Source organism: Raoultibacter timonensis, assembly GCF_022845715.1.
Classification (GTDB): Bacteria; Actinomycetota; Coriobacteriia; order Coriobacteriales; family Eggerthellaceae; genus Raoultibacter; species Raoultibacter timonensis.
In genome coordinates this window covers 2,140,078-2,159,696 of record NZ_AP025564.1, presented here as the reverse complement: position 1 = coordinate 2,159,696, position 19,619 = coordinate 2,140,078, and the positions used below count along the sequence as shown (strand labels likewise).

Genomic DNA, 19,619 nt, shown 5'->3' with positions numbered 1-19,619 from the left:
CTACCGAAGGGAGATTAACCATGAATGGCCCTCATGATACCTTTGTTTTGCGCAACGGATACGAGATACCCTGTTTGGGTTTCGGCACGTGGAAGATGCCCGAGGGGCAAGAAGCCATCGACGCCATCAACGTGGCGCTCGATGCGGGGTACCGCCATTTCGATACGGCGGCAGCCTACGGCAACGAAGAGAGCGTAGGGAAGGCCCTTAAGCAGTCGGGGATCGACCGCAGCGAACTTTTCGTCACCAGCAAGCTCTGGGCGAGCGATCGGGGCTACGAGAGCGCGCTTGCGGCGTTCGACGCGTCGCTGAAGAAGCTCGGCCTCGAGTACCTCGACCTCTACCTCATCCATTGGCCCGCAGCCAAAGGGTCCGACGAGGAATGGCAGAAGGAGAACGCCGATACGTGGCGCGCTCTCGAGAAGCTCTACAGCGAAGGCTATGTGCGCGCCATCGGTGTGAGCAATTTCAAGGCGCACCATCTCGAGCCGCTTATGAAGGCGAGCGAGATCGACCCGATGGTGAACCAGATCGAAATGCACCCCGGGTTTCCCCAGCAGGAAACGCGGAAGTTCTGCGATTTGAGCGGCATCCTCGTGGAAGCGTGGTCGCCGCTCGGCCAGGGGCGCGTGCTCGACGACGACCGGCTCGTGCAGATAGCGGTCAGCTACGATTGCACGGTAGCCCAGCTTTGCATTCGCTGGTGTTTGCAGAACGGCGCGGTGCCCCTGCCCAAATCGATGACGCCCGAGCGCATTCGCGAGAACGCAGATGTGTTCAGGTTCGATATCGGCGCCGACGACATGCGCAAGATCAACGAACTCGAGCAGTTCGGCATGTCGGGCCTCGATCCCGACGAGGTTGATTTTTAAGAGCGAGCTGCTCGCCGAAGTCGAACTGCATCTTGCGGCGGCAACCGCAATGGGCCCCCGATTATCGGGGGCCCATTGCTTCCGGCGCTGCAAAGAGGTTATAGCGAAATCGGAAGTTTGACTTCGATCTTCTCCTTGAAATTGTCGAATGCGATGTAGTAGTCTCCGCTGCCCTCGTAGGGGATGTCGAGCGTCGCCTCGATGGTTGCACCAGGGCGCGCGTCGCCCGCGAAAGCGATATCGGCTTCCATAAAGTAGCTCGATACGTCGTCGAGCTCGGTGCCGCTCGGGCCGAATGCTTTGTAGTAGAACATGTTGAGGCCCTTGGTCTCGTCCGAGTTGTTCGTGACGGAGATCGGTATCGCGGCAACCGTCGTTCCGTCGAGATCGCTGAACTGGTTCTCGAGCGTCGCAGCTTGAACGTCGGATCCGAATGTGATGGTGAGTCCGTCGAACTCGAACGGAACGTCAAACGTTATTTCGGCAGGCGCTTCGGGTTCGGCGACGGGTTCGCTCTTCGGGGCGCTCGATCCCGAAGAGTTTGCATCGCCGTCAGCGGGTTCCTTGTCGCCCGAAGACGAACAGCCGGCAAGGGCCAATGCCGTAATGCATACAGTTGCGCACAAGGCGATCAGTTTCGATTTTGCTTTCACGTGAGTTTCCTCTCTCTTGTTTGATCCGTTTGGGGATACGTGTCGATCATAGGGAAGCGGACGGTCTCATTCATTAGCTGCCAGCTAAGAAAAGGCAAGCGGATTTTAGGCGTTTTAGGAGGTGAGGCCATTAGCTGGCAGCTAATGAAAAGGGGTTAGGTTTTGTCTAGCATTGATAAATCTGGGCGATACTCTTCCCTTGAACGAAGCACGGCGATCGGACTCGTACCCAGAGGTCCGAATCGCTACAATGGAGCAACCGGTGATTCGCAAAAGAAAGCGACGTATGAAAGAACCTTTGACAGAAGAACTACTCCAAGAGCTGCTTGAGTCGTCCGATCCCCTCCGGTTCGCCGAGAAAAACAACATCGGCAAACGAAGCTTGCCCGAATACCTGCAGCAGCTTCTCGATGAGAAAGGGCTCGTGCGATCGGAGGTCGTGCGAAAGGCGAGCATCAACGAAACCTTTGGGTATCAGATATTCATGGGACAGAGAAACGCATCGCGAGACAAGATCCTCCAGCTTGCCTTCGCCATGGGCCTTACGCTCAAAGAGGCGAATCGCCTCCTGCAGGCGGCGGGGGCAAACGAGCTGTATTGTAAGAACAGGCGCGATGCGATCATCATCTTCTGCCTGGACAAGGGTTATTCGCTGCAAAAGACCGATGAGGAGCTTTACCGCTTCGGCGAAGAAACCATCTGCTAACATACTCGCATGACCTACGACGAGCTATCGGAACACCTGAATGCCCTGCAGCGCGATGATTGCTATCGTGTTGATACCGTTATGAAAGAGGGTCCGTACGAGAGAACCGAAAAGGTTTACTTCGTCGGAGCCAACGGGTCGGAGCAGGGTCCGTATGTGAGAAAGATCATCAAGGCGGAAAGCGGCCTCGGCTCGGCATACGAATGCATATTTCAGGCTCAGAAGAACGGCCGGAGATTCTCGTACCTTCCCCGGGTGGCCGAGTGCTACTCGACCGGATCGGACCGGGTCGTTGTCATGGAGTACGTGTACGGGGAAACGTTGCAGGATGTGGTATATCGGTGCGACCCATCGGTTGCGCTGGCCGTCGACCTGTTTCCGAAGCTCTGCAAAGCGGTCGAAGAACTTCATGCCGCGTTCAGCCCGCCCCTCATACATCGCGACCTGAAGCCTTCGAACGTCATGGTCTCACGCGACAGCTTGACGATCATCGACTTCGGGATCACGAGAACGTACAAAGATGGCGCCGATGCCGATACGAAGCATTTCGGAACGCGGGCGTATGCACCTCCCGAGCAGTTCGGCTTCGGGCAGACCGACGTGCGCAGCGACGTGTACGCGTTGGGGATGCTCTTGTACTTCTGCTTGACCGAGAAAACGCCCGATGCGAAAGCACGTGCCCATGCGTTCGCCGCTCCGGCGGTGCCCGAGGTGCTGAGGATGATCATCCAGAAAGCCGTCGAGCTCGATCCCGTCGATCGGTACCAAACGGTTGCGGAGCTGCTCGCGGCGTTCGACCGCGCTACGGCTGAACCCGCCTACGTTCTGAGCGGCGCGCGATACCGAAACGAAGCGAGCGGCTCGGCGGGTGCGGGGCATTTTCCGAGCGCTCCGGCAGCGCCCCAGAGTCCGCCGATCGCGTTTCCGGGATCGGTTCGGTCTTCCATGCCTCCTGGTGCCGGCGGATCGCATCTACGCCAAGCAGGCGGGCCTCTCTCCCGCATACCTGTGGGGTTGGGAATCGCTTGGGATATCGTGGTGCTGTTCGTACTGTGCATTTTTCTCGCAGCTACCGTCGGGCTGATCGCATCGCCTGATCCGACGGCGGTATACGCAGGGTATCCGCTGGCCAAGCGGATTGTTTTGTACGGTAGCCTGTTCGTTTTCTTCTTCGTTCCGCTCGCGTACTTCGTTTCCGATAGACGGCCTCTTAAGAAGATGGTTCCCGCTTTGGGAAAGCTTACGGTTCCCAAAGACGCCTTGATCCTTCTCGGCGGTTTTGCGCTTGCGGTTATCATCATCGTCGCCTGCACGGCTCTGTGATCGGCTCTCGATTGTCGGGTTTTGCATTATTGTTGACGTGGGCAATAAGCCGTTGCATGGTTTGGGATTTGAAACCTATTTTTAAGGTTTGTGCAGACAGTTGCGTAATTTTGTAGCATTTGCCTGGCGAAAAACCGCCAAATAACAGTATTGTGTTACCATAGCTATTCGAAGTCTAGTTCATTTTTATCCGAGGAGCATAGAGCGATATGGCCCTCGGTCCGCAGGCGCCGCCCCGCGCGTGGATGGCTGTCGCATCGGGCGACAGCGGGGCAAACATCCGCAACCACATCGGTGGTACACCGCATAACGGTCTTGTGCGCACACATTGACGGGCGACCTGCCGTGCTGCTTCAAGCAGCGCGAAGCGAGGCAAAGGAGATGCATTTTGAAGTGGAAGAACGAGATGAGGGAATGCGTTAGGACGCTTGAGGATCTGGAAGAGTTCGTCTGTTACGACGATTCGGAACGGGCGAGGATAGCCGAGATCCTCGAAAGGGCTCCCATGGCGGTTCCCCGGTACTATCTCTCGCTCATCGACTTCGACGATCCGGAAGATCCGATCAGGAAGCTCGCGATTCCATCGCTTCTCGAAGCGGATCCTTCCGGCAGTCTCGACACGTCGGGCGAAGCGGATAACACGGTGGTCAACGGCCTTCAGCACAAGTACCGCGAGACGGCGATGATGCTCTCGACCAACGAATGCGCCATGTATTGCCGCCATTGTTTCAGGAAGCGCCTCGTCGGCCTTCCGGACGAGGGCATCGCCCGCGATCTCGAAGCGATCGGCGCGTACCTGAGCGAGCACGACGAGATCACCAACGTGCTTGTCAGCGGCGGGGACGCCCTGCTCAACTCAAACGAGCACATCGCCGCCATCCTCGATACGCTGACCGCCATTCCTCATCTCGATTTCATCCGCATCGCGACGCGCGTTCCCGTTACGCTTCCGTCGCGCATCACCTCGGACGGGGCCCTGCTCGACGTACTCGGGCGGGCGCGGGAAAAAAAGCAGCTGTTCATGGTGACCCAATTCGATCATCCGCGCGAAGTGACGCCCGAGGCGGCCGCCTCCGTGCGCGCTGTGCTCGACCTCGGTATCCCGGTACGAAACCAGACGGTGCTGCTCCGCGGCGTCAACGACGATCCCGAGGTGCTCGGAAGCCTGCTCCAGAAGCTGACGTCCATCGGCGCCGAACCGTACTACGTGTTCCAATGCCGCCCCGTCACGGGCGTGAAGAACCAATTCCAGGTTCCTCTGAAGGAGGGCTGCCGCATCGTCGAGGGTGCGAAGGCGATGCAGAACGGCATCGGGAAGTCGTTTCGGTACTGCATGTCCCATGTGACGGGAAAGATCGAGATCCTCGGCGAGCTCGGCGACGGGTCGATGGTGTTCAAGTACCACGAAGCCAAGGACCGCAGAAACCTCGGGCGGGTGTTCGCTCGCGAGGTTGCGGACGACCAAGCGTGGTTCGAATAGGACGGGACGAAGGCCGGCGATTCCCGCGAGCGTTTATCCAAGAACCTACAAAACAATAACGGCTTAACAAGCAATGCGTGACATCGCTCGATTGCCGCTTTCCCGAGAGGTACAGTAAGCACGGGCAAGCCACCGAGACTGCGAAAGGCTCTGCCGCAGTAGGAGGCTGGTGCTATGAAAACCAAGACGTTGGAAAAAGCGAGCGGCGGGCAAGCGGGCAAACCCAAGCTCAGGCAGATCATGTCGGTTCCCGATATGGTTGTGTACGGACTCATTTTCATGGTCCCCATTGCCCCGTTCGGCATTTACGGCGGCATTTTCACCGAGTCGGGAGGCATGCCCACGCTTGTCTATATCGTCGGCACCTGCGCTATGGCGTTTACGGCGCTTTCGTATGCCTCGCTGGGAAGGGAATACCCTGTTTCGGGCTCGGTTTACGCATATGCAAGCAGGGCGATCGGGCCTGCGGTGGGTTTTCTGACGGGGTGGGCGCTGATGCTCGATTACATCTTAAGCCCCGTGCTGCTCTACGTGGTGTCGTCGGCGGCGCTTCACGGCATCGTCCCCGAAGTTCCCGCATGGGCCTTCGGCATCGTCTTCGTGGTCGCGAACACGTTGGTGAACGTACGCGGCATAGAGACGGCGTCGATGGTGAACCGCATCGCGCTGGTGCTTGAGATACTCTGCCTTGCCGTGTTTGCGGTCCTCGGAGTTCATTGGATCATGGCCGACCCGTCTTCGAAGGGATTTTCGCTCGACCCGGTGTTCAACGCGTCGACGTTCGATCCGAACCTCGTCATGAGCGCCGTGTCTTTGGGCGTGCTCTCGTTTCTCGGATTCGATGGTATCGCAACGCTCGCCGAAGAAGCGAAGGATGCACGCAGGGGTCCCGGCCGCGCGATGATGGTGTCGCTTGCGATCGTGGGCACCCTGTTCGCGGTGCAGACCTACATTGCCGGATGCATCAGCCCCGATGGCGCGGCGTTTGCCCATGATACGGATAATGCGTTTTACATCGTAGCGGGCATTGCGGGAGGAAAGGCGCTTTCGATTACCTGCGCGCTGGCGACCGCTCTCTCGTGGGGCATCTTTACCGCGTTGGCCGCGCAGACGGCCATTTCGCGGATTTTGTTCGCCATGGGGCGCGACGGCAATCTGCCTCGCGTGCTCTCGAAGATTCATCCTAAGTATAAAACGCCCTACGTGGCGACGCTGTTCGTGGGCGCGGTATCGCTCGTGCTCGTTCTCGCGTTGGGAAGGTTCGGCACCGATACGATATCGCTGTTCGTGAACTTTGGGGCGCTCACGGCCTTTCTGGTACTGCATGTAACCGTCATCTGGCACTTCTTCATCAAAAAGCGCGACGGAAAGGTATTCGCGCATCTGATATCGCCGCTGATCGGCTTTGCTGTAATCGCTTATACGTGGGTGAGTTTGAGCATGCCGGCGAAGCTGCTCGGCATTTCGTGGGTGGCGATCGGCATCGTCTACTATCTGGTCATGCGCAAGGTGCTGAAGAGGGAGGTGACGTTAGCGTGATTGCTTTCGTTGCTCCTTGTCGCGGTACATAGCTTCGTCTGCTTTGTCTAAAAGCTGCCAATAGCTCGTACCGTCTTCGGGGTAGTGAGCTATGCCGACGCTTCCTTTGCAGGCGATCTCCTTATCGTTGAGGACGAACGGTCGTCCGAGTGTTCCGAGGATGGCTTCGCGGTATTCGCACGCGCGAGTTGGCGACGTGTTCTCGAATAGGAATATGAACTCGTCGCCTCCGTACCGGTAGCAGCGGTCGGCGGTGAGCGCGTTTTCCAGGAACATATCTGCAACGTGCTTGAGCAGGTAATCGCCCCCGTTGTGTCCGTAGACATCGTTAACTTGTTTGAATCCGTCGAGATCCATGAACATGATGGCTATGCCTTCATCGCGCGCTTGGGCGTTGGAGAGAGCGTTTTCCATGTCTTCTTCGAATTTTCTACGATTGGGCATTCCTGTCAGCATGTCGCAGTACGCCATGCGCTTGATGAGCAGCTCGTTGTTTTTTGCCTCGTTGATGTCGGTGCTTGAAATGACATGGGCGAGTCTGCCGTCCGTCCACGTAAACGCCGTGCTGATAACGCGAAACCATTTTCCGTCGAAAGGGCGTTGGTAATCCCACGAGTACGTTTTGCTCGGGTTTCCCTGTTCGTCGATCAGATGCTTTTTCGGGCAATACGTGCATTCGTCGCTTTGCCCGCTGTAGAGCGCTTCGAAGCAGGTTTTGCCCCGCATGTTCTCCCATCCTCCGTAGGGCTTCGCCATGGACTTGTTGGCGTAGAGCATTTCGTGCGTGTCGAAGTCGTTTACGTAGATGTCGAACCCGATGTGGTCCATGATGCTTTCGAGCGTTGTGACAGCGTAGCCGAGCTTACGTTTGTAAACGCGCAGCCGAGCTCGTTCCGCGAGCGGCTTGAAAAGCATGTTCGCCTGATCGAGCTCGTCATCTTCAGGCGGTTCGTGACGTCGCGTGTCCGCCATCCCCACGCACGCGACGATCGCTTGGACGTCGTCGCTGATGAACACGATGAACATGCTTTCCGAGGCGAATAGCTCCCTTATACGGCAGGTTGTGTCGGTTTCGGCGGAACCGGGCGCGTCGGTGTAGAGAACGGGAAAATCGACGAGTTGAGCTGTCTGGTCGGCTGTAAACACCGAGTCGAGCGTGAAGCTTTCCGGCAGGTTCGTGCGGCCGGAGGTGCTGGCACTCTCCTGAAGCGTGAGGCGTCCCGATGGCTCGTGTTCGTAAACGAATGCGCTGTCGAAGCCGAAGTGATCTCTGATGTCGGCAAGCACGGTAGACAAAGCGGCACTGTCGATGTTCTCGTCTGCCACCTGAACGACGCGTACCAGCAGCTGGTAGAACGCAGGCGAGCTGTTGGCTGGGGGAGCGCTTCTTCTTTGAATCATCGGCATCGCCTTGTCGATCACGGGAATAACGTCGGACGAGCAGGTGGTTGACTGTCCGATTGATTGAATGCGTTGACTGTATCACGAGGTGATCGCCTTCGCAAGATCGCGGCGGGCAGTAGCCGTCGCGGCTTTGCCTGCCGTGTTCTATTCGATCGCTCTGCATATTTTTCCGAGAAACTTGCATAAAGGGGTTACAAAGCAAGTCGAAAGCGCATATACTGCGCTGCAGTCCTTTAAAAGCGGTACAGAGAGACCGACAAGGCTTGCAAGCTGCACCTACCCACATACGCAGTCAGCAACTCGGAAGCCTTTGTCTGTTGCAAAGGCGTTTTTTTTGCCTCGGCACAGGCAGGCGAGAAGCCTCGCGGCTAGGGCGGGGATTCGACGAGAGCCACCTGGTCCGTCTGTACGCACTCGAAGAAAGAAAAGGAGTGTGTATGAACGACAACGACAACGTCAAATCCGTGTGCATGGATGCGGAGGAGATCGAGCGATCGCTTACGCGCATCGCGCATCAGATCCTCGAGCACAACAGGGGAGCGGGCAACATCGCGATCGTGGGCATCGTGACTCGCGGCGATCTTCTCGCCAAGAAGCTCGCCGAGAAGATCGAGGAGATCGAGGGCGCGAAGGTGCCGCTCGGAAAGCTCGACATCAGCTTCTACCGCGATGACTTCCTGACCCACCTTTCCCCCGAAGTGCACGCAACCGACATCCTATTCAACATCGACGGCAAGGACATCATCCTCGTTGACGACGTCCTCTATACCGGCCGTACGATCCGCGCAGCGCTCGACGCCATTATGGACCTCGGTCGCCCGGCAACCGTTCAGCTCGCCGTGCTCGTCGACCGCGGTCACCGCGAGCTGCCGATCCGCGCCGATTTCGTCGGCAAGAACGTTCCCTCGTCGTCCGATGAGAACGTGCGTCTGTTCCTCGAGGAAGTCGACGGCGTGTCGGCTGTCGAAATACTGGATATCGAGGCGGGCGGCCGCGCGGGTTCCGCACCGCTGGGAGGTGAATAACCGTGGCGTTCAACCATAGGCATCTTATCGACATCACGGAGTATTCCGCCGATGACATCATGCTCGTCCTCGAAACCGCCGTGAAGTTCCGCGAGGTCAACGAGCGAAAGATTAAAAAGGTCCCCACGCTCAAGGGCTTCACGGTCGTGAACATGTTCAACGAGCCTTCCACCCGCACGCGCTCGTCGTTCGAGATCGCCGAGAAGCGCCTTTCGTGCGACAGCCTGAACTTCGGCGGATCGTCCACCTCGGCGGTCAAGGGCGAGAGCCTCGTCGACACGGTGGAGACGCTCTGCTCCTACAAGATCGACATGGTCATCGTGCGCGATAAGCATGCGGGCGTGCCGCGGCTCATCGCCGACGTGTCGGGCGCGCACGTGATCGACGCGGGCGACGGCAAGCACCAGCATCCCACCCAGGCGCTTTTGGACCTGTACTCAATCTGGGAGAAGAAGGGCGATCTTGCCGGTCTCAAGGTTGGCGTCGTAGGCGATATCGGGCATTCGCGCGTGTGCGGATCGCTCATCCCCGCGCTCAAGATCATGGGCTGCGAGGTGACCGTCATCGCTCCTCCTACGCTCATGCCCGCACGCCCCGACGTGCTCGGTGCGGATCATGTGACCTCTAACTTCGATGAGGCGTTGCCCGAGCTCGACGTGGTCTACATGCTGCGCATCCAACGCGAACGCCTCGAAGGCGCGCCGTATCCGAGCCTGCGCGAGTACAACCAGCTCTTCGGCCTCACCAAGGACCGCGAGCCGCTCATGAAGCCCGACGCGCTCATCTGCCATCCGGGCCCGATCAACCGCGGCGTAGAGCTCGACAGCTACATGGCCGACCATCCGAACCGGTCGGTTATCCTCGATCAGGTCTACGCGGGCATTCTCACCCGCATGGCCGAGATGTATCTACTTCTGGGAGGGAGCGAAGATGGCCTTACTGCTTAAGAACGCCCATGTGATCGACCCGCAGGTCGGGTTGAACGAAGTTGCCGATATCGCGATCCGCGACGGGAAGATCGTCGAGGTCGGCCAAGGCCTGTCCATCGAGAAGGGCATCGAAAGGGATCTGTCGGGCAAAATCGTCGTCCCGGGCCTGGTCGATATGCACGTTCATCTGCGCGAGCCCGGATTCGAGCAGAAAGAGGACATCGCGAGCGGCACGAGGGCTGCGGCCCATGGCGGGTTCACCGCGGTCTGCTGCATGCCCAATACGAAGCCCGTGACCGACAACGCGACCGCCGTCGAGTTCATCCAGGCTCGCGCAAGCGCGGTTGGAAAATGCCGCGTACACGTGGCGGGCGCCTGCAGCCAGGGGCTCAAAGGGGAGACGCTCTCCGAGATGGGCGATATGGTGGCGCACGGCGCCGTCGCCTTCACCGACGACGGCCGCGGCGTGCAGGACGCGGGCATGATGCGCCGCGTTATGGATTACGGCAGCATGTTCGACCGCGTGATCATGAGCCACTGCCAGGACGAGGCCCTTGTCGGCGACGGCCAGGTGAACGAGGGCATCGCCTCCACGCGCCTCGGCATGCTCGGTTGGCCTGCCGAGGGCGAGGAGCTTCAGATCGCCCGCGACATCGCGCTCTGCCGTCTGACGGGCTGCCCGCTGCACATCCAGCACCTGACCACGGCTCGGGGCCTCGATCTGGTGCGCGCCGCGAAAGAGGAGGGCCTGCCGGTTACCTGCGAGGTAACGCCGCATCATCTCTTCTTGAACGAATGGTCCATCGGCGACGATTACAACACCTTCCTCAAGGTGAACCCGCCGCTGCGCACGCCCGAGGACTGCAACGCGCTTATCGACGGCGTAGTCGACGGCACCGTCGACGCCATCGTTACCGACCATGCGCCGCATACTGCTTGGGAAAAGAACTGCGAGTTCGAGATCGCGCCGTTCGGCATGATCGGCCTCGAGACTTCGCTTGCGCTCATGCTGACGAACCTCGTGGATCCCGGGCATCTTTCTTGGGAGCGCGCCATCGAGCTTATGAGCGTGAACCCGCGGGCGATCCTGCGCGTCGAGCGCGTGGCGATCGAGCCAGGGAGCACGGCCGACCTGACGGTCATCGATCCCGAGGTCGAATGGACGGTGGATGCTGCGGACTTCCTCTCGAAAGCCACCAATTCCGGATTCATCGGCGAAGAACTCAAGGGGCGTGCGACCGACGTGTTCGTGGGCGGCTACGCAACCCTGGAAGACGGTGCAATCGTCGAATAAGAGGCCTGAGCCTGATTTTTGCAACGGGTCGAGGACGCTTGCCGCCTCGACCCGTTGTGCTTTTCGGACGAGGGGTTTAAGCGGCCGCAGCGTCGGCTAAGAATTCATCGTCGAGGAAGAGAAATCCTTCGAGCATATAGGCGAATCCGCGATAGAAGTCCGTTCTGGCGAAGCGCCTTATATCGTTTGCCATAAGGGGAACCCAATTCATGAGGTGCGCGTCGAGGAAGTCTTTCTGCTTGATGAAGGCTTCTGCGCTCCCATCCGTTTTCAGGCAGAGGATTTGCATGAACTCCAGTTCGGTAGCAAGGTGGTCTTCGCCTTCTCCCCAAGAGGATCGCGTTTTGACCCCGTATGAAGCGTATATCCCCGCAACATCCTTACGTGCTTGTTGCATTATGAGCCTCTTGTCCGACGTATACACCGATTCGTACGGATATGCGGCTGAATGGCCATCTGTTCCATGCCCAATGAAAACGCGTGCGAAGTCGACGGCCAGCTCGGTCAGCCGATCGTTTTCGCATTCGTTTTCAGCGTTGACGTACGAACCGATAAGCTCAAGGCCTCTGCCTATGGCATCGTCGTTTCGCGGCGATTGATTTTGGAAGCGCTTCAGCTCGTCGAAGGTTGCGCGGTCTATCTCTTCTCGGCATAGCCGGGCGAGCAATCCGTATACGGCTGCTCGTTCGCATGAAAGCTCGGTGAAGGTGTTTTCATTGTCGCTGGATGCCGGGTTCGGACTCCGCCTGGTAAGACTCTCCATGATGTACTCCTTTCGCTTTCGCCCGCCCGCATCGGTGCTGCAATCTTGTGCTCGTCGAACGTGCGATTACGCGGCAGGCCGCCGGCTTTACGCCAGGCCGGCGGCCTGCCTTGCTTTACGAGGAAAAAACTTCGTCCAGATCGTTCTTGCCGCTGTAGAGGTAATAGACTGCGGGGATGGTGCCTTCCGATTCAAGGAGAGCCTTTCCCTGGGCTGCGAGCTTGGATACCTCTGAAGACTCGTCGTCAAGATCGCCGAAAACGCGGGCATCCGCTACGCAGGTCTTTACGCAGAGGGGCTCCTCACCGAGCGATCTGCGGTCGGCGCAGAACGTGCATTTTTCGGCTACGCCGACTTTGTGGGCGACGAAGTGGTGCGCTTCGTGTTCGGTCGGCCCCGCTTCCCCGTGATTGGAGTCAACGCTGTCGATAACGGTGCGTGCTCCGTATGGGCATGCGGTCTCGCATGAGCCGCATCCGATGCATTCGTCTGCATCTACCGTGACGATGCCGTCTTCGTCTATTTTCGTTGCACCGGTTGGACAGACCGCCATGCAGAGAGGTTTTTCGCACTGCATGCAGAGCGTGGGAAGATACGTTATTTCCAGATCGGGAAATGTTCCAGATGAGAATTCTTTGACATGGGACCAGCGATCGTCGGCGGGTAGGCCGCGAGACACTGCGCATCCGACGGAGCAGGCGTGGCAGCCGATGCACCGATCCAAATTGATGACCATTCCTAAACGAGCCATGAGATCAACTCCTTGCTTTGCTCGAAGACGTTATGCTTTTGCAACTTCCATGAGAAACGATGAGATATCGGGGGATTGGGAAATAGGGTCGCGTGCAACGTTGTCGACAAGCGCGTTCATGTTGCTGTCGGGCTTGTCCCACGGGTTGCCCCAGCCGCCGTCGACCCATGCAACGCCGGGTTTGACCCTCTCCGAAACGCGCAGGGTGAAATATGCTTCCCCGCGGTGGGAGAAGGCCTTTACGGCGTCTCCGTCTCTGAGGCTTCGCGCTTCGGCGTCGGCGGGGTTCAAACTCAGTTCAGGCTCGGGATGGTTTTCGAGCAGATAGGGGTTGTTGCGGTACTTGTAGTGCACGTAGTGAACGGTGCGCCGATTCGTTCCCACGAGAGGGTATTTTTCGGCTAGCTCGGGACTTCCCTCGGGCGTGCCGAATCCCGGAACGTAATTGGGCAAGGGGTCGTAACCGTTTTTCTCGAAGGGGATGTTGTAGAGAAGAACTTTTCCGTTCGGCGTGTCGAATCCAGGCTCGCCATCGGGGCGCAAACCGCCCGTTTCGTATTTGCGATACTCATGTGTCCCCACGATTTGAACCGGATTGTCTTGATAGTCAGCCAGGGTTAGGCCGCTCGGACTGAGTGCGTATTCGATGAACTCCTCATCGGTAGTCCAGGGATAGCCCTCGTCCATTCCCATAAAACGAGCGAGTTCGATCTCCATTGTGTAAGGGGTTTTACATTCGTGCAAGGACTCGATTGCCGGTTGGCGAAGCGCGATGACGGCTCCTTTTTCAGAGGGATAGGTGCGGTAGTCGTACCGTTCCGCCCACGTTACGTCGGGAAGGACGATATCGGCGAGCTGTTGGCACGTTTCGGTCATGAAAATTTCGGTATAGCAAATGAAGTCGAGCGTTTTCAGCAAGTCGAGGTTGCGGTGATAATCGCCTTGGGCCATGATGGTGTTGGTGTGGTAGCCCATGAGACCGCGCGGCGTATAGGGGTCGCCCGTTTCAATGGCATCGAGCGCGCCGGGCAATCCGTTCAGAAACATTGGGTATCGTTTTGAGTTCACATTCACCGCATCGGCGGTAACCGTGGTTTTCATGCCCGTCGGATTACCATTTTCAACTGCGACGGGATGTCCGACCACCGTGGGGAAGCATACATTGCAGCCTTCTTTGTCGAGCTTTCCGCAAATGGCGCGCAGGCATCCGATCGAGCGGACCGCCTGCACGCAATTGCTGTGCAATGCGAGGCTGTTTCCTTCGTGCAAGGCGGCTTTTTCGGTTGTTGCGTACAGTCGCGCCAGTTCGCGAATGGTGTCCGCCGGCACATCGGTGATGCCTTCGGCCCACTCGGGGGTGCACTGCTCGATGCACATCTTGTACTCGTCGAAACCATGGCACCACGTTTCGACGAAATCATGATCGTAGAGATCTTCGGAAATGATCACATTGGCCATGGCGTTTGCCAGAGCGCCGTCTGTTGAAGGTTTGATGGGGATGAACTGGTCGGCTTTTGCAGCCGTTTCCGTAAAGATGGGGTCGATGACGATGAGTTTTGCCCCTCGCTCTTTTGCGTCGAGAATGGGCGAAGCGTTGCCGTGCTTTTCATAGCACATGTAGGCACCGGGGCGAAGCGATGCGAAGGGATTGCCGCCCCAGCAGATGATGAGGTCGGTGTTGTTGTAGTCTTCTTCATCACGAAAACCGTAGGTGCTCTTGAGCGCGACAAGGCGTGGGACGAAGCACAGGTTCGGTGCGCCAACCATGTTATTGGTGCCGTACCGCGCATAGAATTCGCAGAACGCATTGCGGACGATGTTCTGTACGGGTGCGCCGTTGGTGTAGAGAAGCGTTTGTGCGCCGTACTGGTCTTTGATTGCGGTCAGCTTTTCTCCGATGAAGGCGTACGCCTCATCCCAGCTGACGCGTTTCCAGTCGTTGCTTCCGCGTTCACCCACCCGTATCATGGGATATTTCAAGCGATCGGGCGAATAGACGACGTCGACGAACGCTTGGCCTTTCGGGCAGAGCGCACCCTGATTGAATGGATGGTCAGGATCGCCTTCGATCGACGCGATAACGCCATCCTGGATGTTGATGATTACTCCGCAGTCGTTATGGCAGTTGCCGCAAGTCGTGCGTATTTCGGTTATGGGCGACTCGGACGGCTTCGGCGCCTCGGTGCCTTCGCCCTTTTCCTCAAGCGTCTGGGGCGCGCATCCGGTAGCGCTCAATGCGGTTATTCCCGCGCAGGCGGCTGACAGTTTCAGAAAACTCCGGCGGTTCAGTTCCATGTTCCTCCTCCTTGTGGTTCGTGCTCGGCGGATTCGCCGCAGAGCTTGCCAGCAGTGTGCGCCGAGCGGAATGGCAAAGCTTCACCCCAACGGTGGTAGATGAATATTTCACCTCGGGGTGGCTCTCACCCCGGGCGCGGGTACAATAGGCGCAAGGAGGCAGTGCGATGGGAGGGAAATGGACAAGAGGATCAAGGTGAAGGTGGCGAGGTCCAGTGCGCGGTCGGTTGGGCTATGCGCCGGGCTCGGGTTGTTTTTCTGCTGGTTCTGGTCGGTTATGCAGAATCCCAATATTCCCGTACATCAGGGAGTCGAGAATCCCGGGCATGCGCTGTATTGGTCGCTCGTTCTGGCAAGTGCGACCCTCTCGTTTCTCGTTGTCTTGGTTTTGGCGAAAAGGGTGTCGGCGGGAGGAAGACGTCTCGTTGAAAGCAGGATAACGGTGGCGCTGCTGGCGGCCTATGCCGCAGTCTCCTACGTACCCAAATTGAGCGGGACGGAAACGCTTGGCAGCGAGTATGCTGAAATCGTAGTTGTCGGGGCGCTTGCCGCGTGGCTTTTCGTGCAATGGGGGTCGATCGTGGGGGACCTCGGCCCGCGAAAGCTTCTGAAGGTGTCGAGCGTATCGCTTCTCGTATCGTTTTCCCTAGCGGCTGTTCTCTACCAGTTCGAAACGAGCTTGGCGACGACGCTGCTATCGTTTCTGCCCTTTGCTTCGGCGGGCGCGGTGTTCGCCTGTCGTTTGTCGGGGTGGGAGGTTGATGCTGCGGAAAGCGAGGGCATCGTCGAACCGGGGCATTCGGGTGCATGGCATTTTTACGTTACCGTGCTTGTCCAAGGGATGGCCTTCGGGCTTCTCCATCTGCTCTACAGCACCATCGTGCTCGAGCAATGCGAAGATCCGTATTGTCCGTTGCGTTTTCTCAATACGTTCTTTCCCCTCGTGTCGGTTGAGGACTTTTATGGTCTGATGAGCATCTTCGGTGTCGCTTTGGCGGCTGGTATTGTTTTGTTGGGTACGAGCGTGCTGCGGCTGAACTTCCGCAAACTCATTTACGTGGTGGGGTTCCCTCTCATGGCGGTAGGGTTTTTGATTCTTGCCTCCGATACGGGGTTTCGGCTTACCGAAGTGGTAAGCCATGCGTCGGGTGTCAATTTTACTGCTGGAGAAGTGGTTTACATTGCTGGGTACTATTATGTTGTGGTTACAACGTGGGCCCTGTGCTCGTATCTGGTACGGATGAAGAAAGGCGATCGTGTGACGGTGTTCGCCCGATCGGGGCTTGCGCTCATATCCGGTCAGCTTCTCGGCTTCCTGTCGAGCATGGTGGTGGGGTTCGAGCATCTTTCGCGGGCCGATTTCTGCACGATGGCCATTTTTCTTCTCATGCTCGCGAGCTTGCTTATTGCGACCAACGATCGGCTGTGGAGCGATTGGGGCGGCGTTCGCCCCAACGAGACGGATCGCCCAAGCGCATTCAAGGTTGCCTGCGAAGCGGTGGCTCGACGGTACCGTCTCACCGAACGCGAGCGAGACGTGCTCGTGCTGCTCGCCCGTGGCCGCAACATGTCGTTTATCGCCGAAAGGCTCTGCGTGACCAAGGATACGGTGAAAACGCACTGCCGCAGTTTGTACAGAAAGCTCGAGGTTCACTCTCAGCAAGAGCTGATCGATAAAATCGAAGCGGAAATCGGTATTGACAAGGATCAGAGGCTTTCTGACGGCCAGCGGGGTTCTGCGTTTCTCCGGAAAAAGACCCCGGGGCGATGACCGGCAGAAAAAAGGGCGCATCCCGAAGGAGCGCCCTTGAAGGATTGCGTATATGTGCCGAGAGCCTATTCGGAGCCTGCGGGAGGTTATTCGAAGCGGCTGATGAAATTCTCAACGGCGGTGAGGCATTCCTCGGGATGCGTGACGTTGGCGATATGCGGCGCACCTTGGATGAGCGTCCATTCGCAATTGGGGATGAGGTCGACTCCCTCCTTGATGACGAGCGGAGTACCCTCGTCATCGGTGCCCGAAAGGGCCATACACGGCACCTTGATGTTCTTTACCTCTTCGCGGATATCCCAATCTTTCATCTTGCCCGTGACAACGAACTCGCTTGCGCCCTGCATGATCATGTAGCACTCGCCCACGCCGTCGAACGAGGCCTGGATGAAATCGGGGTAGTCCTTCTCGTAGAGGCCCACAACGTGACGCTTGTAGTACTCGTCGTAGGCGGCTTTGGCTGCGGGCGTTTCGTAATCGCCGGTGCGCTCCGCTTCGGCGATGGCCTGCTGCATCTCCTCGGGCATGTATTTGATCAGGCGGTTTGCCTCGGAAAGCCACGTGGCGATGCGCACGGGGGAGGAGTTGATGACGAACGAATTCACGCCGGTATCGTCTTTCATCATGCAGAGCATGCCGAGCATGCCGCCCCATGAGTTGCCGAACAGGTGGATATCGTCGAGCCCGAGCGCCTCGCGGACGGCGTAGAACTCGTCGACCCACAGATCGTAGTTGTAGAAATCGTCGTCCTGATGGGGAATCATGGATTTCCCGCATCCGATCTGATCGTAGAACACCACCTGGCGCCCGTACTTGTCGGCCAGATCGGCATAGGTCAGAAGGTAGTTGTGGCAATCGCCGGGGCCGCCGTGCAGCACGAGCAGCGTTTTTTTGCCCGGGTCGTTTTCCCCAACGATCTTGCAATAGGTTTTGAAGCCCTTGAAGTCCACGTACTCTTCGCGAATCTTTGCCATGAAAGCTCCTCTCGATCGGATGGTTCGGTATGGACGGGCATCCGCAAGACAGGCGCTGCGCTTGCGCGGCCGGTGTCGGGCGGGATGTGTCTTCCTCCGTGAAAGTATGGGCGAATGGGTCAGATTTTGCAATGTACGGACTCGTTTCATCCGCTAGGGGGAGGGATTTAGGGCGGCCGCACACGTCATGCCGATGCGCTCGGCTCGGCGGGACGCCGAGTGTGCGGGCTGCGCGAGAGCCCCGGATTGCCGCTCGAATCTTAATTTTGCATAAAACTGTGCGAATACCTGTAAAAATTGCATTTCTGCTTATCGATACGCACGATAGGAGTATACTTACCCACGACCTTTAAGGGCGGTTCAGAGAGACCGACAAGGCGCGCACCACAACCTATGATGCATTCATGCGCCCGCGTCCCATGGGCGTTTTTTTATAGGCAGGGTGCCCGAACGGAAGGAAGCATTTTGAGTGAAATGAGCGAACGGTTGCTACGGGGGACCTCGAAGCCGTGCGGAGTATCGGCGTTGCTCGTCTTGGAAGACGGGGCAGTGTTTCGGGGCTCGTCATGTGCGGCCGACGGGGAGGTGTTCGGCGAGATATGCTTCAACACCTCGCTCGAAGGGTATCTCGAGGTGATCACCGACCCCTCGTACGCGGGTCAGATTATCACGATGACCTATCCCCAGATCGGCAATTACGGTGTGAACGTGCAGGATGCGCAGTCCGAAAAGCCGGCGCTGCGGGGCCTTGTGGTGCGCGACCTCTGCACGACGCCTTCGAACTGGCGTAGCACGAAGAGCCTGCCCGACTACCTGCGCGAGAAAAACGTCGTAGCCATCGAAGGCGTCGATACCCGCGCGCTCGTACGCCACGTTCGCGATCACGGCGCCCAGCGAGCCGTGCTCTCAACGCTCGACACCGACGAGGCGAGCTTGCTTGCGAAGGTTCGTGCGAGCGAATCGATCGTGGGTCTAAACCTTGCGGCCACCGTATCGTGCGAGAAGACCTACGAATTCGACGACCTTCCGGAAAGACAGGCGTTCGCCGTGACTTCCGCCGGCGAGCGTCGCCATAAGGTCGTGGCATACGACTGCGGGGCGAAGCGCTCCATTCTCGAGAACCTCCTGCGCGCAGGCTGCTCGGTTGTGGCGGTGCCGTGGGATACGCCCGCAGAAGAGGTGCTCGCCATGGATCCCGACGGCGTGTTCCTGTCGAACGGACCGGGCGACCCCGAAGCCGTTGAGGGGACGTACACGCAGGTTGAAAAACTATTGGGCAAAGTGCCTGTCTTCGGAATATGCCTCGGGCACCAGATGATATGCAAAGCAGCCGGCGCCGAGATCGAGAAGCTCAAATTCGGCCACCGCGGCGGCAACCATCCGGTTATGAACCTTTTGACGGGCCGCGTCGAGATAACCGCGCAGAACCACGGGTTCGGGCTTTTGTTCCCGAGCCTCGGCACCCTCGTGCCCGAGCTTTCGGGCGGGTTCAAAGGCCACGAAGAGGATCTGCGCTTCTGGGCGCGCTCGCGCATTGCGCCCGTCGTCCAGAACGAGAAGTTCGGCCGCATCCGGCTTACGCACGTGAATCTCAACGACGGTACTGCCGAGGGCATCGCGCTTCTGGACATACCCGCTTTCTCGGTGCAGTACCATCCCGAGGCTTCACCCGGGCCCACCGACGCCCACTACCTTTTCACGGCGTTCGGGCGCCTCATGGACGGGCGCGACGACTACCTCGATATCGATATTGCGGCGGACCGTCTTGCAGGCTGGACGTTCGGCGACGTAACCGAGACAATCGAAGTGAAGCCGGCGATGACGGAAGGGGGGCGGTAGG

Annotated in this window: 16 protein-coding genes; 10 read left to right on the top strand and 6 right to left on the bottom strand. The window is 58.3% G+C overall.

Features of this window, described 5'->3' with window-relative positions:
- Positions 1 to 20 precede the first annotated feature (20 nt).
- Entirely contained in the window at positions 21 to 872 is an 852-nt protein-coding gene (locus MWL89_RS08850; protein ID WP_244385763.1) for an aldo/keto reductase, read from the top strand.
- Between the two features lie 98 nt (positions 873 to 970).
- Here MWL89_RS08850 and MWL89_RS08845 read toward each other — a convergent pair whose 3' ends face one another.
- A complete protein-coding gene (locus MWL89_RS08845) occupies positions 971 to 1,525 on the bottom strand; it encodes a DUF3558 domain-containing protein (RefSeq protein WP_244385762.1) in 555 nt (184 codons plus the stop codon).
- A 286-nt stretch (positions 1,526 to 1,811) separates the two neighbouring features.
- Here MWL89_RS08845 and MWL89_RS08840 point away from each other — a divergent pair, with 286 nt between their 5' ends.
- From MWL89_RS08840 to MWL89_RS08825, 4 genes are all read left to right on the top strand, one after another.
- The gene (locus tag MWL89_RS08840) at positions 1,812 to 2,231 is read left to right on the top strand and encodes a transcriptional regulator (RefSeq protein ID WP_102378029.1); all 420 of its coding nucleotides are present in this window, start codon (positions 1,812 to 1,814) and stop codon (positions 2,229 to 2,231) included.
- Between the two features lie 9 nt (positions 2,232 to 2,240).
- Positions 2,241 to 3,554, top strand: a complete 1,314-nt coding sequence (locus MWL89_RS08835; RefSeq protein ID WP_102378030.1) for a serine/threonine protein kinase — start codon at positions 2,241 to 2,243, stop codon at positions 3,552 to 3,554.
- 388 nt (positions 3,555 to 3,942) lie between these two features.
- Positions 3,943 to 5,034, top strand: coding sequence for a KamA family radical SAM protein (locus MWL89_RS08830; protein WP_244385761.1), 1,092 nt, complete (start codon positions 3,943 to 3,945; stop codon positions 5,032 to 5,034).
- A gap of 174 nt (positions 5,035 to 5,208) precedes the next feature.
- The gene (locus MWL89_RS08825) at positions 5,209 to 6,573 is read left to right on the top strand and encodes an APC family permease (RefSeq protein WP_244385760.1); all 1,365 of its coding nucleotides are present in this window, start codon (positions 5,209 to 5,211) and stop codon (positions 6,571 to 6,573) included.
- On the opposite strand, the gene MWL89_RS08820 is transcribed toward MWL89_RS08825, so the two are convergent.
- Positions 6,565 to 7,974, bottom strand: coding sequence for a GGDEF domain-containing protein (locus MWL89_RS08820; protein WP_146040595.1), 1,410 nt, complete (start codon positions 7,972 to 7,974; stop codon positions 6,565 to 6,567). The genes MWL89_RS08825 and MWL89_RS08820 overlap by 9 nt on opposite strands.
- 440 nt (positions 7,975 to 8,414) lie before the next feature.
- Between MWL89_RS08820 and pyrR the strand changes: the two genes are divergently transcribed.
- Genes pyrR through MWL89_RS08805 form a run of 3 tightly spaced genes read left to right on the top strand, consistent with a single transcriptional unit; the run spans position 8,415 to position 11,225 of the window.
- Positions 8,415 to 9,002 carry a bifunctional pyr operon transcriptional regulator/uracil phosphoribosyltransferase PyrR gene (gene pyrR / locus MWL89_RS08815; RefSeq protein WP_102378033.1) on the top strand — a complete coding sequence of 196 codons (588 nt, stop codon included), beginning with the start codon at positions 8,415 to 8,417 and terminating at the stop codon, positions 9,000 to 9,002.
- Between the two features lie 2 nt (positions 9,003 to 9,004).
- Positions 9,005 to 9,949: an aspartate carbamoyltransferase catalytic subunit gene (locus tag MWL89_RS08810; RefSeq protein ID WP_244385759.1), complete on the top strand. Its 945-nt coding sequence runs from the start codon at positions 9,005 to 9,007 to the stop codon at positions 9,947 to 9,949.
- Positions 9,933 to 11,225 carry a dihydroorotase gene (locus tag MWL89_RS08805; RefSeq protein WP_244385758.1) on the top strand — a complete coding sequence of 431 codons (1,293 nt, stop codon included), beginning with the start codon at positions 9,933 to 9,935 and terminating at the stop codon, positions 11,223 to 11,225. The genes MWL89_RS08810 and MWL89_RS08805 overlap by 17 nt, the downstream gene beginning before the upstream one ends.
- Positions 11,226 to 11,301: 76 nt before the next feature.
- On the opposite strand, the gene MWL89_RS08800 is transcribed toward MWL89_RS08805, so the two are convergent.
- The 3 genes from MWL89_RS08800 to MWL89_RS08790 all read right to left on the bottom strand — a co-directional run bounded on the left by MWL89_RS08800 (position 11,302) and on the right by MWL89_RS08790 (position 15,034).
- Positions 11,302 to 11,988, bottom strand: coding sequence for a TorD/DmsD family molecular chaperone (locus MWL89_RS08800; protein WP_102378036.1), 687 nt, complete (start codon positions 11,986 to 11,988; stop codon positions 11,302 to 11,304).
- 115 nt (positions 11,989 to 12,103) lie between these two features.
- Positions 12,104 to 12,739, bottom strand: coding sequence for a 4Fe-4S dicluster domain-containing protein (locus tag MWL89_RS08795; protein ID WP_102378037.1), 636 nt, complete (start codon positions 12,737 to 12,739; stop codon positions 12,104 to 12,106).
- A 30-nt stretch (positions 12,740 to 12,769) separates the two neighbouring features.
- A complete protein-coding gene (locus MWL89_RS08790; RefSeq protein WP_244385757.1) occupies positions 12,770 to 15,034 on the bottom strand; it encodes a molybdopterin-containing oxidoreductase family protein in 2,265 nt (754 codons plus the stop codon).
- 178 nt (positions 15,035 to 15,212) lie between these two features.
- Between MWL89_RS08790 and MWL89_RS08785 the strand changes: the two genes are divergently transcribed.
- Positions 15,213 to 16,805, top strand: coding sequence for a helix-turn-helix transcriptional regulator (locus MWL89_RS08785; RefSeq protein ID WP_244385756.1), 1,593 nt, complete (start codon positions 15,213 to 15,215; stop codon positions 16,803 to 16,805).
- Between the two features lie 86 nt (positions 16,806 to 16,891).
- Here MWL89_RS08785 and MWL89_RS08780 read toward each other — a convergent pair whose 3' ends face one another.
- A complete protein-coding gene (locus MWL89_RS08780) occupies positions 16,892 to 17,779 on the bottom strand; it encodes a proline iminopeptidase-family hydrolase (protein WP_102378040.1) in 888 nt (295 codons plus the stop codon).
- A 465-nt stretch (positions 17,780 to 18,244) separates the two neighbouring features.
- Between MWL89_RS08780 and carA the strand changes: the two genes are divergently transcribed.
- A complete protein-coding gene (carA, locus tag MWL89_RS08775; RefSeq protein ID WP_244385755.1) occupies positions 18,245 to 19,618 on the top strand; it encodes a glutamine-hydrolyzing carbamoyl-phosphate synthase small subunit in 1,374 nt (457 codons plus the stop codon).
- Position 19,619: the final 1 nt, after the last annotated feature.

Bases quoted from the DNA above. Each gene is read 5' to 3' on its own strand.
- MWL89_RS08850 (WP_244385763.1), top strand. From the start codon at position 21: ATGAATGGCCCTCATGATACCTTTGTTTTGCGCAACGGATACGAGATA.
- MWL89_RS08840 (WP_102378029.1), top strand. From the start codon at position 1,812: ATGAAAGAACCTTTGACAGAAGAACTACTCCAAGAGCTGCTTGAGTCG.
- MWL89_RS08835 (WP_102378030.1), top strand. From the start codon at position 2,241: ATGACCTACGACGAGCTATCGGAACACCTGAATGCCCTGCAGCGCGAT.
- MWL89_RS08825 (WP_244385760.1), top strand. From the start codon at position 5,209: ATGAAAACCAAGACGTTGGAAAAAGCGAGCGGCGGGCAAGCGGGCAAA.
- MWL89_RS08820 (WP_146040595.1), bottom strand. From the start codon at position 7,974: ATGATTCAAAGAAGAAGCGCTCCCCCAGCCAACAGCTCGCCTGCGTTC.
- pyrR (WP_102378033.1), top strand. From the start codon at position 8,415: ATGAACGACAACGACAACGTCAAATCCGTGTGCATGGATGCGGAGGAG.
- MWL89_RS08805 (WP_244385758.1), top strand. From the start codon at position 9,933: ATGGCCTTACTGCTTAAGAACGCCCATGTGATCGACCCGCAGGTCGGG.
- MWL89_RS08800 (WP_102378036.1), bottom strand. From the start codon at position 11,988: ATGGAGAGTCTTACCAGGCGGAGTCCGAACCCGGCATCCAGCGACAAT.
- MWL89_RS08795 (WP_102378037.1), bottom strand. From the start codon at position 12,739: ATGGCTCGTTTAGGAATGGTCATCAATTTGGATCGGTGCATCGGCTGC.
- MWL89_RS08790 (WP_244385757.1), bottom strand. From the start codon at position 15,034: ATGGAACTGAACCGCCGGAGTTTTCTGAAACTGTCAGCCGCCTGCGCG.
- MWL89_RS08785 (WP_244385756.1), top strand. From the start codon at position 15,213: ATGGACAAGAGGATCAAGGTGAAGGTGGCGAGGTCCAGTGCGCGGTCG.
- MWL89_RS08780 (WP_102378040.1), bottom strand. From the start codon at position 17,779: ATGGCAAAGATTCGCGAAGAGTACGTGGACTTCAAGGGCTTCAAAACC.